The 14,383-nt window shown below is 65.0% G+C and carries 14 protein-coding genes and 1 riboswitch; of the genes, 8 read left to right on the top strand and 6 right to left on the bottom strand.

Annotated elements, in window-relative coordinates; genetic code table 11:
* The first annotated feature begins 28 nt into the window (after nt 1-28).
* Together AB4136_RS20070 and AB4136_RS20065 are read left to right on the top strand one after the other, a co-directional pair.
* Entirely contained in the window at nt 29-421 is a 393-nt protein-coding gene (locus AB4136_RS20070) for a hypothetical protein (RefSeq protein WP_024925454.1), read from the top strand.
* 255 nt (nt 422-676) lie between these two features.
* Nucleotides 677-1,825, top strand: a complete 1,149-nt coding sequence (locus tag AB4136_RS20065) for a PcfJ domain-containing protein (RefSeq protein WP_024925453.1) — start codon at nt 677-679, stop codon at nt 1,823-1,825.
* A gap of 40 nt (nt 1,826-1,865) precedes the next feature.
* Here AB4136_RS20065 and AB4136_RS20060 read toward each other — a convergent pair whose 3' ends face one another.
* The 6 genes from AB4136_RS20060 to AB4136_RS20035 all read right to left on the bottom strand — a co-directional run bounded on the left by AB4136_RS20060 (nt 1,866) and on the right by AB4136_RS20035 (nt 7,367).
* Nucleotides 1,866-3,029: an isovaleryl-CoA dehydrogenase gene (locus AB4136_RS20060; protein ID WP_024925452.1), complete on the bottom strand. Its 1,164-nt coding sequence runs from the start codon at nt 3,027-3,029 to the stop codon at nt 1,866-1,868.
* A complete protein-coding gene (locus AB4136_RS20055; protein WP_024925451.1) occupies nt 3,010-3,642 on the bottom strand; it encodes a TetR/AcrR family transcriptional regulator in 633 nt (210 codons plus the stop codon). Before AB4136_RS20055 ends, AB4136_RS20060 begins: the two co-directional genes overlap by 20 nt.
* 228 nt (nt 3,643-3,870) lie before the next feature.
* The gene (locus AB4136_RS20050) at nt 3,871-4,503 is read right to left on the bottom strand and encodes a DUF998 domain-containing protein (RefSeq protein ID WP_036254882.1); all 633 of its coding nucleotides are present in this window, start codon (nt 4,501-4,503) and stop codon (nt 3,871-3,873) included.
* 191 nt (nt 4,504-4,694) lie between these two features.
* Nucleotides 4,695-5,105, bottom strand: coding sequence for an LIC_13387 family protein (locus AB4136_RS20045; RefSeq protein WP_024925449.1), 411 nt, complete (start codon nt 5,103-5,105; stop codon nt 4,695-4,697).
* 31 nt (nt 5,106-5,136) lie between these two features.
* Nucleotides 5,137-5,730 (bottom strand): TetR/AcrR family transcriptional regulator, encoded by a 594-nt coding sequence (locus AB4136_RS20040; protein ID WP_024925448.1) that lies wholly within the window; start codon nt 5,728-5,730, stop codon nt 5,137-5,139.
* A 569-nt stretch (nt 5,731-6,299) separates the two neighbouring features.
* Nucleotides 6,300-7,367, bottom strand: a complete 1,068-nt coding sequence (locus tag AB4136_RS20035) for an SIS domain-containing protein (protein ID WP_024925447.1) — start codon at nt 7,365-7,367, stop codon at nt 6,300-6,302.
* Between the two features lie 132 nt (nt 7,368-7,499).
* On the opposite strand from AB4136_RS20035, the gene pdxR reads away from it, so the two are divergent.
* The 6 genes from pdxR (at nt 7,500) to AB4136_RS20005 (ending at nt 14,351) form a co-directional block, all read left to right on the top strand.
* Nucleotides 7,500-8,999 (top strand): MocR-like pyridoxine biosynthesis transcription factor PdxR, encoded by a 1,500-nt coding sequence (gene pdxR / locus AB4136_RS20030; protein ID WP_051512108.1) that lies wholly within the window; start codon nt 7,500-7,502, stop codon nt 8,997-8,999.
* Nucleotides 9,000-9,237: 238 nt separating this feature from the next.
* Nucleotides 9,238-10,455: a zinc metallochaperone GTPase ZigA gene (gene zigA / locus AB4136_RS20025; RefSeq protein ID WP_024925445.1), complete on the top strand. Its 1,218-nt coding sequence runs from the start codon at nt 9,238-9,240 to the stop codon at nt 10,453-10,455.
* Nucleotides 10,456-10,607: 152 nt separating this feature from the next.
* A riboswitch (cobalamin riboswitch) is annotated at nt 10,608-10,813 on the top strand.
* A gap of 184 nt (nt 10,814-10,997) precedes the next feature.
* Nucleotides 10,998-11,786 (top strand): ABC transporter ATP-binding protein, encoded by a 789-nt coding sequence (locus tag AB4136_RS20020; RefSeq protein ID WP_024925443.1) that lies wholly within the window; start codon nt 10,998-11,000, stop codon nt 11,784-11,786.
* A gap of 20 nt (nt 11,787-11,806) precedes the next feature.
* The gene (locus tag AB4136_RS20015; RefSeq protein WP_024925442.1) at nt 11,807-12,754 is read left to right on the top strand and encodes an ABC transporter substrate-binding protein; all 948 of its coding nucleotides are present in this window, start codon (nt 11,807-11,809) and stop codon (nt 12,752-12,754) included.
* Nucleotides 12,755-12,756: 2 nt separating this feature from the next.
* Nucleotides 12,757-13,767, top strand: coding sequence for a FecCD family ABC transporter permease (locus AB4136_RS20010; protein WP_024925441.1), 1,011 nt, complete (start codon nt 12,757-12,759; stop codon nt 13,765-13,767).
* A 152-nt stretch (nt 13,768-13,919) separates the two neighbouring features.
* Nucleotides 13,920-14,351 carry a GNAT family N-acetyltransferase gene (locus AB4136_RS20005; protein ID WP_024925440.1) on the top strand — a complete coding sequence of 144 codons (432 nt, stop codon included), beginning with the start codon at nt 13,920-13,922 and terminating at the stop codon, nt 14,349-14,351.
* The last annotated feature ends 32 nt before the right edge of the window (nt 14,352-14,383 follow it).

Here is a 14,383-nt window from a genome sequence, read left to right as displayed (position 1 = left end):
AGCGGCGCGCGGCGCCGCCAGTGTCATCATGTATGTGCGGTTCGTCACGCCGCTTATCCACCCCGACAGCCGGGTGGAGACCGGCTTCTTCCGGGCGTCCTGGTATCTCCACCGGATCGGCGCGCCGGACTGGATTCTGCGCGAGCTCTACGACGAGTTCGAATGGTTCAACGAGCACCTGCCGGTGCCGGGCCGGGTGGCGCGCCATTTCAAGCGGCGCAACTCGATCTGGGGCGTGTGCTGGTTCGACCACGACGCGCGCGAGATGATCGCCCGGGCGCATTATTGCGCCTGGCTGATCGAAGAGGGCGGCTTGCCGGTGCGGGCGGTCAGGATCGACCGCCACCGCGAAGTGCTGTGGCGCGACGCGCACCAGGTGGTGGTGAAGCCGACGTTCGAAGCGCCGCGCGGCTTCAACTGAAACGGCGGGGAGCCAGGTGCTCCCCGCCGACGCCACCGGTTTGTCCAAAGCCTCAGTTGCGCGAATGCAACAGGCACTTATCGCATTGGAAACAATACTCTTTCCGCACTTGCCCGAAATCCGTTGGCGGCCTAGAGAGCCGCCCCGTTCAACCGAAAGGAGACCCGTCCATGACCGCGAGACCGAGATCGACACATTCCGTGCCGGCGCTCGACGCGCGTCCGGCTGACAGGGTTTCACCAAGGATGAACGGCCATGGCCAAGTCCACGATCAAGCGCCGGCGCGAGGCCGAGCGCGAACGCATTGCCTGCTATGAAGCGACGCTGCGGCGTGTCCAGCGCGCGCCGCGTCCGGCTCCGGACTTCGCGCGTGCGCTGAACGACGCCGGGCAAGGGTTCGCCGGCGTCATGGCCCGCGAACCCGAGGCATGGCGCCCCATGTTGAAGACGCGCGATGCCGCACGCCTGCAGCTGGCCGCGGCACGCCATCTCTTCGCGCTCTACCCGGTTCCCTATGCGCTGGAAGAAATCTGGCTCGACGGTTCCGGTCTCGACGCCGACGAAATCGCGCTGCGCCGGCGCTGGTACGTGGTTGCCGCGCGCGGTCGTTCGCTGTGGAAGGAGGAGGCGCGAACGTGGCTTTCCCGCAAGGAAGTCCACTGGTTCCTCAACTCGCCCGGCGATCTCGGTTTCGACGAGGCGATCTGGCTGGCCGTGGCCCGCTCCTACACCGGCGACCTCGGCTCGGCGCTGCGCATTGCCCGTTCGAAGATCGCGCGGACGCCGCGTGCCGGCTTCGTCTTCTGGCGCGAGGTGGCACGCTTCTTCTGCGTGAACGTGGCGACCATCGCGGAGATCGACGATCTCTGCGACTACCTTGCCGCGCGGCGCGAGCGGGAGCCCGGCTACAGCCTCAACGGCCGTACGCTCGCCTCGCTGCAGCGCCAGATGGCCGAGTGGCATCGCGACCTCGAGACTATCGCTCGCATCGAGGCGGCCCGGCGCCGGGCCTTCCGGGCAGCGGGCGGCGAGCCCGAGGGGCGTTGGGCCGGTTCGCCGCTCGACGACTGGAGCTGGAAGCCGACGGCGGGGGAGGTGCGCGTGCGTAAGGAGCAGTTCACGGTGACGCAACTCGTCACCGCCGACGAGCTCGTGGCCGAGTCCCGCGCCATGCATCACTGCGTGTCCAGCTACGCGCAGAAGTGCATCTCCGGGCAGGCTTCGATCTGGTCGTTGCGTCGCTGCGTGGAGGGCAACATCAAGCGTCTGCTCACCATCGAGCTCAATCGCCAGCACCATGTGGTGCAGGTGCGCGGCCACGGTAATCGCCTGGCCACCGCTGAAGAGCGTCAGGTGCTTGGCCGATGGGCGAAAGCGAAAGCCATCGCGCTGTCCGAGCGCTAGAAGACAGCCCGCGCGGCGGAAATGTCGCGCGGGCTTCATCTCAGATCGCCTCCGCCATCATCTCGCGGCCGATCAGCCAGCGGCGGATTTCTGAGGTGCCGGCGCCGATCTCGTACAACTTGGCGTCGCGCAGCAGGCGGCCGGTCGCATAGTCGTTGATGTAGCCGTTGCCGCCAAGCAGCTGGATCGCGTCCAGCGCCATCAAGGTCGCCTTTTCCGCGGCAAAAAGGATGCAGCCGGCGGCGTCCTTGCGGGTCGTCTCCTTGCGGTCGCAGGCGGCCGCCACGGCATAGACGTAAGCGCGGCAGGCATTCATGGTCGTATACATGTCGGCGAGTTTGCCCTGCACCAGCTGGAAGGTGCCGATCTGCTGGCCGAACTGCTTGCGCTCGTGCACATAGGGCATCGCCACGTCCATGCAGGCGGCCATGATGCCGAGCGGGCCGCCGGCCAGCACCGTGCGCTCATAGTCGAGGCCGGACATCAAAACCTCCACGCCGCGCCCTTCCTCGTGCAGCACGTTCTCGAATGGCACCTCGACGTTTTCGAACACCAGTTCGCCGGTGTTGGAGCCGCGCATGCCGAGCTTGTCCAGCTTCTGCGCCACCGAGAACCCCGCAAAGCTCTTCTCGATGATGAAAGCGGTGATGCCGCGCGAATGCCGCTCCGGGTCGGTTTTGGCATAAACCACCATGGTCTCGGCGTCGGGGCCGTTGGTGATCCACATCTTGGTGCCGTTCAGCACATAGCGGTCGTTCTTCTTGTCGGCGCGCAGGCGCAGCGACACCACGTCCGAGCCGGCACCCGGCTCCGACATGGCGAGCGCGCCGACATGCTCGCCCGAACAGAGCTTGGGCAGGTATTTTTCCTTCTGCGCCGGCGTTGCCCAGCGGTTGATCTGGTTGACGCACAGGTTGGAATGCGCACCGTAGGAGAGCCCGACCGAGGCCGAGGCACGGCTGATCTCCTCCATCGCCACCACATGCGCCAGATAGCCCATGCCCGAGCCGCCATAGTCCGGATCGGCGGTCATGCCGAGCAGGCCGAGTGCGCCGAGTTCGGGCCAAAGATGCGGCGGAAATTCGTTGCTGGTATCGATCTCGGCCGCCAGCGGCGCGATCCTGTCCTGGGCAAAGCGCCGCGTCAGGTCTCGGATTGCCTCGACGTCCTCGTTCAATCCGAAATTAAGCGTGTGCGTGTACATGCCTTTGCTCCCCAGCAGGCTGTGGCGCGCCGACAAGGCGCATGGTCATGGATAGGTAGGTTTCGGTGACGCCGTCGATCGACAGCCGCTCGCCCGGCCGGTACCAGACGATGACGCCGGTCATCATCTGGATCAGTGCCATGGCGGTGAGGCCGATATCGTCGACGGCAAAGACGCCCTTCTCGGCGCCGTCGCGCAGGATGGTGCGCAATTCCTTCTCGTAAGCCGTGCGCAGTTTCAGGATGTGGGTCAGCCGCTCCGGCGCGAGGCTGCGCAGTTCCATGTTGGAGACATGCGTCGAGGAGCGGCGCTCGATGTGGAAGGCGATGTGGTTTTCGACATAGGCGGCAAGCCGCGCCGTCGGGTCGACCGTGGCGGGGCGTGCGCCTTCCCAGGCCGCGATCAGCCCGTTCATATGGTCCTGCATCAGCGTGTAGAGCAGGTCTTCCTTGGTCGGGAAATAGCGGTAGAGCGCGGCGGCCTGCACGCCCACCTCGGCGGCCAGCTGGCGCATGGAGACGGCCTCGTAGCCGTGACGCGCGATCAGCGACAGCGCCGCATCCCGGATCGCCGCCTGCGTCCTGCCGCCGTCAGAGCCCGTTGTTCTCGCCATCGTCTCCTCCCGATTGGAGGATAATAAAACGAACGTTCAATTAATTCAAGAGCGATGACACGCGCTGTGACGAGGCGGTTGATGTCCCGGGCGGATTTTCCGATTCAGGGCTGCAACTTGCAATTCAGTTGCAGCCTGCGCTTCGTTCGATGCCGGCGCGCGTAGCCTTTTTCAGGACCAATAAGGGCGTGGTCCAGGAAGACGAATTGGTGCCGCGCTGGGCAAGTCTCACGACACGACGTTTGAGTCGCGAAGCTCGAAAGAGACGAGCGAAAACCAGCCGAAGAGCACGACGCCGGCGCCTCCGATAATCACACCGGCAAAGGAAGGATTGGCTATGCCTGTCGCAACAAGCGCCGGGGCAAGCAGGGCCGTGGCGATGCTGTAGACCATCCAGCCGGGCTTGCCCGCGGCACTGAACCGGCGCGCAAGGACGAAGCAAGCCGCGATCAGTGACAGGAACGAGACCAGGAATGCCACCAGATGCAAGGCGCCGGTGGCGCTTATCTGCGGCGCTTGGCCCGGGGAAGGGAGCGGGTCGGGGCCGAACAATCCGGCCCCAATCATGCCAAGGCCGTAAAGGCCGACGAGGATGGGGCCAGCACTGCTCCCGCGCTGGTCACGCAAAACCCGGCGCAGCCCAACCGCGCCAGCGAGCGCCAGAAAACCGGTCAAAAGAAAGTTGGCGATCTGGATCCAGCCGAGCTCACCCAGCGCAAGAAGGCTGAGAGGCTGGGTCCGAATGTCATGGCTCGGCCTCAGCGCCAGTTGCAGGGCAACGACGGCGTAGAAGACCGGGGCAGTCGCAACGCCGCAGGCGAGGAGGGCGCGATCGACAGGCTGGGGCGAGGCGGTTTTCATCTGGCTCTCCATGAGTGAAGGGAATGGAATGGGACTGAATGGCCGTGGAAGGCGGCTCGCAGGCGATGCGGGCGCCGGTGCCGGTCGCCCGCAGCGGGTGGCGGCCATGGCCGGAGATGGCCACGGAGAACGCGTCGCCAAAATTGAAGGCGGGGGTGTCTGGAAATTCGAAAGTCAGCCGACGCGTCGGGTCATCCGTGCGCCATCACCATTCCGGCCAGATAGAGCACCAAGGCTACGGACATGATGATGAAAGGCACGCTGAACCAGAAACGCTTTGCAATCAGCACGATTGTGGCCAGGAACCCCGCGCCGACCGCGGACAAGGCGGGGAGTTCGAGCACCGCGGGCTGCAACAAGGCCAGATAGCCGTAAATCGCGCCGAACAGGATCAGGCCCAGGCTGTGGCTCGCGTTGAAGCCAATCCAGGCGCGCCACATCGATGCGCCGGGACTGACGCGCAGTGTCGCGCTGCGGAGTGTTTTCAGCGCCGTTTCTTCGCGAGGATGAAGTTCGGTTCCGAACAGCGTGTACACCAGGTGCATCGCGCCGATGACGGCGACGATCAGGGCGCAAACGGCTACAGGCCAGTTGATGGTCATATTGTTTCTCGCAATGAAAAGAGGAAATGGATCAACGAGGTTTCGCGCCGAGCATGAAGAACTCGAACGCATGCGCGAGCTCATCGCGCAACGATGCCGTCGGGCTTTCAAGCCAAGTCATCAGTGCGTAGAGAATGAGGAAATGCAGATAGTTGGCGAGCCGGATGGCGGATTCGTCGACGCGCACTTCGTCAACCTCCTGGGCTTTGGCGATGAGAGCCGCATAGGCGGCGGCCATGTCGGAGGACGTCTGCCCAGCCTCTCCTTGCTTCAATTGCTGGAAGCGAAAGCGGAGATAGGCGGCTGCGTATTGCCGGTGCTGCTCCCACCATAACGCGGACGCGTCCAGCAGGGTCGAGATGCGGGCCGAAAATGAACGCTGCGTCATGACCTGCCCTATCAAAGGGGCCAAATCTTCGGCCAGGCGTAGGTGCATCCATTCGACGAGCACGGCCTCCTTCACCGGGAAGTGGTTGTAAAGCGTTCCGCGTACGACGTCGGCTTCGATGGCGATCTGTTCCATGGTCACGGCGTCGAAGCCGTGGCGCTCGAACAGCGCGTGGGCGGTCTCGGCGATACGAAGACGTGTGCGCTGACTTTTCCCGAGTTGCGGTCTGCTGGCCATGGCGTGTTCCAAAAATATACAATGTCTAAATGCGAGTGACGTCTAATTCGCGTCCAACTACGCCGGCTTGGCGATGCATCGCCGTCGTTTTGCTGGACTGATCCCTGGCCGAGGAGTGCCTATGTTAGTTGCTCCGGTGCTCGGCGGGTTCAACCTTGCGGCAATAATTGAACTATGTGCAATATTAGACATTGTATAAAAACAAGTCAAGTGGGGGCTGCGTTCGCGAGCTCCGACGGAAGCGGGATCCAGCAACGCGGTCCAACTGCCGGGGAGACTGGGGTGTTGATTAGAGGAGGGCTTGAACAGCGCCTCCGTTCGCGAAACGCATTCTGGCGATGCCGAGCAAGGGCAACGCGACCGCCACCGCGTTTTCGTCCGGCGCGATCAGTCGCTAGACCATTGCCGGACGAAAACGCGTTGGACGAACCTGACTATGCATCGGGAGCATAAAGACGCAATGGCCGACCAGGTCCATGCCCCGGCTTCCGAAGGTCGTTCACCGTCAATTTCCTGAGTGACCCGGATCACCCACGACCACCTGCCCTTGTCTCGGATCGCTTCGCCCCTCAGGCCCTGAGCAGTTCGGCAATCGCGGCGTGGTATTTTGGCGTGTCACGACGCGCCATGTCGGGATTGACGCCCTGGGCCGCCGCCATGTGATAGGCGAAGAACTGCATCGGCAGCAGCGACAGCATCGGCGAGAGATGTTCGTCGGTGGAGGGCAGGGGGAAGACGGCGGCGTCGGTCGGCTGCTCCGGTGCGTCTCCCAGAACGAGCATGTCGGCGCCGATCATGTCGAAGACCCTGGCGGCCACGTTGACGCGGCGTGTCGAGGCGCCGGGGTAGTTCACCAGAAGCACGCCGTCGCCGGCGTTGAGCGATACGACCGGGCCATGCAGATATTGCTCCAGCCCGAGCCCGTCTATCTTGCCGAAAGCAGCCTCGCGAACCTTGATCACCACTTCCCAGGCCGACGCTTCGTTGGGCCCGGCGCCGACCGCGTAGTTCGCGCGGCTGGCCGAGCGGCGCGCGAACGGCGCCAGTTCTTCGCCGCGCTCGATCACCTCCTCGACCTGGCTCGGCATCGCCTCCAGGCATCGGCGGAAACCGGCGGTCCCGTCAGATCGACGGATATCCCCCAGTTCGGTTGCGATCTGGGCGATGGCCGCCATGGCGCAGAGGTGGGACGAGGTGTAGGCAGCCGAAGTCTCGCGCTGCGTCGTGCGCAGCACCGCATCGGCATCGCCGATCGCCGCCTCGGTTCCGGCAATGGCCACGACGCGGCAGCGCGCCTGCCTGGCGACATCGAACAGCACACGCGAATAGTGCTTCACGCCGGTGTGAGACAGGATGATGAACACGTCCTTTTCCGACGGCCGATAGGCATCCGTGTAGCATGCGAGGTCGTAGGAATTGACCGGCCGGGCATCGGCGCCGGCGGCGCGAAGCATCCAGGCGCCGGCCAGGGCCGCGCAATAACTCGTGCCCATGCCGGCCAGGAACACGCGCCGCGCACCGGCCAATATCGTGGCCGCTTCCGCCGCCGGCTTCCACTCTTCCGAGAGAACCCTTCTCAGGTCGGCGGGCTGCCGGTGGATGGTTTGATACAGTGCGGATTCGGTGCCAATGGCCATTGTCGCTTCTCCAGATGTCGGCCGCTGGTCATCAGCGGCTGTCCGCATGTTGAAGCGTTATCTTGTCCCACTTCCAGTTCCAGAAAATATCGGATTTCATGGGCCATTGGTCTTGAACGCGTCGCGGGGACAATGATGGCAACGAATATGGGTGAACTGGCACCGCTCGGCATCGACCGGCGGCAGGGACGTTCGCTCGGGCGCCAGCTCTATCACCAGCTGCGCGCGAAGATCCTCGCCGGAGAGCTGCCGCCGGGAACCCGGTTGCTTTCGTCCCGCAATCTGGCGCTGGAGCTGGACATCTCCCGCAACACCGTCGCTGAAGCGTTGAGCCAACTCGTCGCCGAGGGCTATCTGGAGGCGCGGGCCGGCGCCGGAACCTTCGTCTCCCGCATGCTTCCCGAACGCAGTTCGACGCAGCCGGCGCCTGGCGCCGACGTGCCGGAAGCACGGCCCGGGTCGGTGCTGTCCGCGCGCGGCCAGGCTACGCTGCGCCACGCATTGGCGCCGCAATCCCGCAATCCGGCCTTCACGCCGGGCTTGCCTTCGTCCGAGGCCTTTCCAGCCAAGGCGTGGGCGCAATGCGTCGCTGCCGCGTCGCGAACGACGCGTCATCAGCTGGCGGAACACGACGATCCACGCGGAAACGCGCAGCTGCGCTCAGTGGTCGCCGCCTATCTGAGGGCCGCCAGGAATGTCCGCTGCGAGGACGATCAGGTCTTCATTGTCGGCGGCGCCCAGGATGGCATTGATCTCCTGTGCCGCGCCCTTTTTGCGCCGAATGATGAAGCGATTGTCGAAGAGCCGGGCTACAGCGGCCTGAAGAGCGTGCTTGCCTCATGGGGACTGTCCGTTCGCCCAAAGCCCGTTGACGGGGAGGGGTTGATCGTCCCGGCCGACAGCGCCGAGTGGTCCGGGGCAAGGTTGATCTGCGCAACACCGTGCCACCAGTTTCCGCTCGGCATGACGATGAGCCCGGCGAGGCGGTTTTCGCTGCTTGCGGCGGCGCGCGCGGTCGGTGCCTGGGTCCTGGAGGACGATTACGACAGCGAATACCGGCATCTGGGCAATCCGCTGCCGGCGCTGCAGGGCCTGGATGGCGGCGAGCGCGTCATTCATCTCGGTTCCTTTTCCAAGATGCTGTTTCCCGCCTTGCGGCTTGCCTATCTCGTTGTTCCGAAGCCCCTTGTCGATCCGCTGTGCAACGTCCGCGCGGCGACCGGCAACCACGCACCGGCCGCAAGCCAGCTGGCGCTTGCCCGCTTCATGGAACGCGGTCATTTCACCCGCCATCTGCGCAAGATGCGGCGACATTATTCGCTTCGTCGCGCGCGTTTCGTAGAGCTGCTCGAAAACAATCTGTCCGCCTGGCTGAAAGTGTCAAACAGCGAATGCGGCCAGCATGTCATCGTGGAACTGGACGAAAACACTCTCCGAGGGATCGACGACCAGGCTTTGGCAAGGGCGGGCGAAAAGCTCGGCCTGACCCTGGTGCCGCTTTCCGCCTTCTACGAGGGCACGCCCCGCAAGCAGGGTTTTGTCCTGGGCTTCGGCGCGCTGTCGGATCAGGACATGCTGAAATCGGTCGAGCAGTTGCGCGGGCTGCTAGCGACATTCACCCCGAAGGCCTGACCGACAGTTGCGCACACGCAATTGCCGACGTCATGTCGCGCGGGCCGTGCCGAAGACCCGCACGACAATTCCGCCGACACAGGAGATTTCAAACCGAGGCTTGCCTTTTCAAAATATGTTACGTTATAACAAAACTACCTCGCCAAGGCGGGCACCGATGCCGGACGTGACGACACGGCCCGTCCGCACCCTTTGCCTCACCCGCCGCAGACCTCATCGTCATCCCCGGAAAGCAGCCATGCCCCAACCCAGTCCAAACCGCCTTCCCGTCACCGTGCTCTCCGGCTTCCTGGGGGCGGGCAAGACGACGCTTCTCAACCACATCCTGCACAACCGCGAGGGCCGCCGCGTCGCAGTCATCGTCAACGACATGAGCGAGGTCAACATCGATGCCGCGCTCGTCCGCGACGGCGGCGCCAACCTGTCGCGCACCAACGAGCAGCTGGTTGAGATGACCAATGGTTGCATCTGCTGCACGCTGCGCGACGATCTGTTGAAGGAGGTGCGCCAGCTCGCCGAGCAGGGGCGGTTCGACTATCTGCTGATCGAATCCACTGGCGTTTCGGAGCCGCTGCCCGTCGCCTCCACCTTCGAATTCCGCGACGAGACGGGCGCCAGCCTGTCCGACGTCTGCCGCCTCGACACCATGGTCACCGTGGTCGACGCGGCAAACCTGTTGCGAGACTATTCCTCCGCCGACTTCCTGCGCGATCGCGGCGCTTCGCTCGGCGCATCCGACGAGCGCGCTCTGGTCGATCTGCTGGTCGAGCAGATCGAATTCGCCGATGTCGTCGTGCTCAACAAGGTCTCGGCCTGCGCCGCGCCCGATCGCGAACTGGCGCGCAAGATCGTCCGTGCGCTCAACCCCGAGGCCGAACTGATCGAGGCGGATTTCGGCCGCGTCCCGCTCGGCAAGGTGCTCGACACCGGCCGCTTCGATTTCGAACGCGCCGAACAGCACCCGCTCTGGTTCAAGGAGCTGAACGGCTTCAAGGACCACATGCCCGAGACCGAGGAATACGGCATCCGCTCCTTTGTCTATCGCGAGCGCCGCCCCTTCGATCCAATGAAGCTGAAGGCATTCGTCAGCCGGCCGTGGCCGGGCGTGGTGCGCGCCAAGGGTTTTTTCTGGCTGGCGACGCGGCCAAGCCATGTCGGCGAACTGAGCCAGGCCGGCGCGCTGGTCAAAACCGGCAGGCGCGGCCTGTGGTGGGCCGCAGTTCCCCGCAACCGCTGGCCCGACAGCAATGAATGGCGGGACGCCATGCTGCCCTATCTCGATCCAATGTGGGGCGACCGCCGCCAGGAACTGGTCTTCATCGGCTGCAATCCCATGAACGAGGTCCATATCCGGGCCGAGCTCGATGCCTGCCTCGTCGATTGTCCGGTCTTCGCGCCGGAGCTGTGGCGCGACATGTCCGATCCGTTCCCGAACTGGGAAGGGCAGGCGGCATGATCATCGCTTCGCTGCGCAAACTGTTCACCGCCCGGAGCCATATCGACTGCGACTGCCACCGCCCGCGCGTTCGTTATACGCCGCCCGGCGATCGGCCCGCCGCCGGCTCCGCGGGCGAGCATGAATGGCCATTGCCACGCGGCGGCCGCCCCAATAGGGTGCCCGACGATGGTTCCCCGAATCGAAAGGTCCGGGGTGAAAAGGGAACATGGTGAGGCTCTTCGGGCCGAGGCCATGGCTGCCCCCGCAACTGTAAGCGGTAGCAAAGTCCGAAATACGCCACTGGCCGACAGGCCGGGAAGGCAGGACCGAGCCGAGACCCGCGAGCCAGGAGACCTGCCATCGCAACGAGTTGACCGGACGGGGTGTGCCGGGAGGAAGCTTAGAGGGCGGCGTCTGCCGTCATCCCGGCCATCCTTCCGCGCCTGATCGAAAGAGAGATCGGTGGAAGGTATTGCTGCTCTTCGACGCAAACGCGTATGCCGCGCGGCGGCCGCGTCGGTCTCGCCACGCACCTCACGCGTCGCATCGGACGTTCTGCCATGAACGGGCCGGTTCTTCAGGCCCGCGGCCTTTGTTACCGGCCTGAAACCGGCGTCAGCCTCGTCGAGGAAGTCGGCATCGACCTGGCAGCCGGTGAAAGGCTCGCCATCATCGGCCCCAACGGCGCCGGCAAGACGACGCTTTTGCGCATGCTGTGCGGCATGCTGCGCCCGAGCCGGGGCACGGTCAGCCTCGAGGGCCAACGGCTCGACCGGCTGTCGATGGCCGAGCGGGCGCGCAGGATCGCCGTCGTCGGCCAGTCCGACCAGCCGGACCCACGCCTGTCCGTCCTCGACTATGTCGGGCTCGGTCGCATCCCGCATGCCAGCCTGCATGGCCAGGCGGACGAGCGCGACATCGTTGTCGATGCGCTTGGTCAGACCGGCCTGCTGCCGCTGCAAGCGCGCGCCATGGGCTCACTCTCCGGCGGCGAGCGCCAGCGCGCCCAGCTTGCCCGCGCCATCGCGCAGCGGCCGACCGTGCTGTTCCTCGACGAGCCGACCAATCACCTCGACCCCCGCGCGCGCGGCGAATTGCTCGAATTCGTTGCCAGGCTGGGCATCGCCGTCGTCACCGTCTTGCACGACCTGCCGCTGGTCGCGCCCTTTGCCACCCATGTCGCCGTCATGGACAAGGCGCGGTTGCGCGCGCTCGGCTCGCCGGTCGAGACGCTGACGCCCGCTCTGGTGCGCGAGGTCTTTTCGATCGACGTGTTGCGGTTCCCCCATCCGGAAGAACGGGACCGCGAACTGACGGTCTTCGACGTTCCGATCCGCCTTTCCCGCTGAACAATCCCAACGGAGTTCCCATGAAACGTCTTGCGCTTGGTCTTGCCCTCTCGCTGTTTGCATCGGCGGCTTTTGCCTTCCCGGTCACCGTCGACAATTGCGGCGTTCCGCTGACTTTCGACGCGCCGCCCAAGCGCGCGGTCATCAACGATCTCAACATGTCTGAAATGGCCTTCGCGCTGGGGCTGCAGCCCGAGATCGTCGGCCTGACCGGCATCACCGGCTGGTACAAGGTCGATGCCGCGTTCAAGGCCGCCCAGGGCGCGATCCCGGAACTCGCGCCGAAGTATCCGACGCTGGAAAACCTGCTCGCGGTCGAGCCCGATTTCTTCTTCGCCGGCTGGTATTACGGCATGAAGCCCGGCGGCGAGGTGACGCCTGATACGCTGGCCCCGCACGGCATCAAGACGCTGCTTCTCACCGAAAGCTGTATCCACGTCGACAAGAACCGCCCGGCGGCGTCGATGGACCTGTTGTTTGGCGACGTCGAGAAACTCGGCAAGATTTTCGGCAAGGAAGAGAAGGCGAACGCCCTGGTCGCCGGCTGGAAGGAAAGGCTTGGCACTATCACCGCCAAGGTCGGCAACCGCAGCGGCACGCGCGTCTTCCTCTACGATTCCGGCGAGGACAAGCCTTTCACCGCCGGCAAATTCGCCATTCCGACCGCGATGATCGAGGCCGCCGGCGGCACCAACATCATGGCTGACATGCAGACCAGCTGGGGCAACACCGACTGGGAGACGGTCGCCGCCAGGAACCCGGAATTCCTGGTCCTGCTCGACTACCAGGATGCGGCCGGCTACCGGAAGCTGATTGATTTTCTTAAAAGCCACCCGGCCATGAAGGAAACGGACGCGGTCAAGAACAACCGCTTCGTCGCCCTTCGTTATGCGGAGCTGACGCCCGGGCCGGCCAACATCGAAGCCATCGACAAGATCGCCAAGGCCATGCACCCGGAGGCTTTCTGAACGTGACGAGGTCCTACGGCGCGGCGATCGGTATTGGCGCGGCACTGATTGTCCTGCTGGCGCTGCTGTCGATCGCCTATGGCTCGACGGTCATTCCGTTGGGAGACGTGATCGCGGCACTTGCGCGCGCCGTCGGCCTCGACGCGGCCGCCGTTTCGGTGCCGGTCGAGAAGATCGTCGTCGACTTGAGATTGCCGAGGGCGATCCTCGCCATCTGCGTCGGCGCTGGCCTCGGCGTCGTCGGCGCGCTGTTGCAGACGGTGACGCGCAACGATCTGGCCGACCCGTTCCTGTTCGGCCTGTCGTCAGGCGCGGCCGCCGGCGCGGTTTCGGTCATCACCGTCTTCGGCGACCGGCTCGGCATCTGGACCTTGCCGCTTGCCGCCTTCGCCGGCGGCATCCTCACCGCGATCGTCGTGCTCTTGCTTGTCGCCCGCATTCGCGGCCAGGGGCCGGAACGGCTGATCCTCGCCGGCCTCGCCGTCTCGTTCCTGTTCACGGCGCTGACCAATTACCTGGTCTTCGCCGGCGACCAGCGCGCCGCCCATTCCGTGCTGTTTTGGACCATGGGCGGGCTCGGTCTCGCCCGCTGGAGCAATATCGGCCTGGCGCTTCTCGGCGCCACCGTCATCCTGGCCTTCGCGCTGCGCTACCATCGCTGGCTCGACGCGTTCCTGGCCGGCGAGAACACCGCCGAAAGCCTCGGCGTTCCGGTCGCCCGCTTCAGGACCTTCACCTTCCTGGCGGCCGCCTTCTCCACCGCCATCCTCGTCTCGGTCGCCGGCGTCATCGGCTTTGTCGGCCTGATGATCCCGCATCTGGCGCGCCGTTTCGCCGGACAGCTCCATCTGCGGCTGGTCATTGCCTGCGCGGTTTTCGGCGCCGTCCTGCTCCTGGCCAGCGATCTCCTGGCCCGCACCTTGCTGCCGCCGCAGGAACTGCCGATCGGCATCATCACCTCCTCGGTCGGCGCGCTCTTCGTGGTCGCGACCTTGCTGCGCAATCGGCTTTGAGGGGGAGGACCTGTCCGCCTATTCGCGATCTTCGCAGGCATCGGCCCGATCGATGCCAACAGCACCGCCGCGCCGTTGAAGCGGCCGGCGAAGGCCGCTACACCAAGTCCCGGATCGGCTTTGCCGGTAAGGCAGGGACTGGAAGGCACCGCATGAAGATCGAAGTCACCGAGACCCCCGACCCCGTGGTGCTCGCCGTCGTTGGCGACAGCCTCGCGGCGTTCAACGTTCAGGATGTCGGCCCGGCGGAGCGGCGCGCGCTGGCGGTGCTGGTTCGCGATGACAAGAGCAGGCTGGCCGCCGGCATCTCCGGCTACACCGCCTGGGGTTGGCTCTACGTGCAGTGGCTCTGGGTGGACGAGAGCCTGCGCGGCCAGAACATGGCGGCAAGGATGCTGCAGGCGGCCGAGGACGAGGCCACCGCGCGCGGCTGCCACGGTGCCTATATCGATACCTTCAATCCGACCGCGCTGAAGGTCTATCAGCGCCAGGGTTATCAGCCCTTCGGAACCCTGCCGGATTTCCCGAAAGGCCGCACGCGGACCTTTTTGGCGAAGAGTTTGCGGGTCGGCGAAGAAGGCTGACCCGCCGCCCCGCGAGTGGGGAGGCGAGGCCG

Source organism: Mesorhizobium sp. 2RAF21 (assembly GCF_052115345.1).
GTDB lineage: Bacteria > Pseudomonadota > Alphaproteobacteria > Rhizobiales > Rhizobiaceae > Mesorhizobium > Mesorhizobium terrae.
The sequence above is the reverse complement of the archived record's forward strand: the minus strand, read 5'-3'. Positions and strand labels throughout refer to the sequence as shown.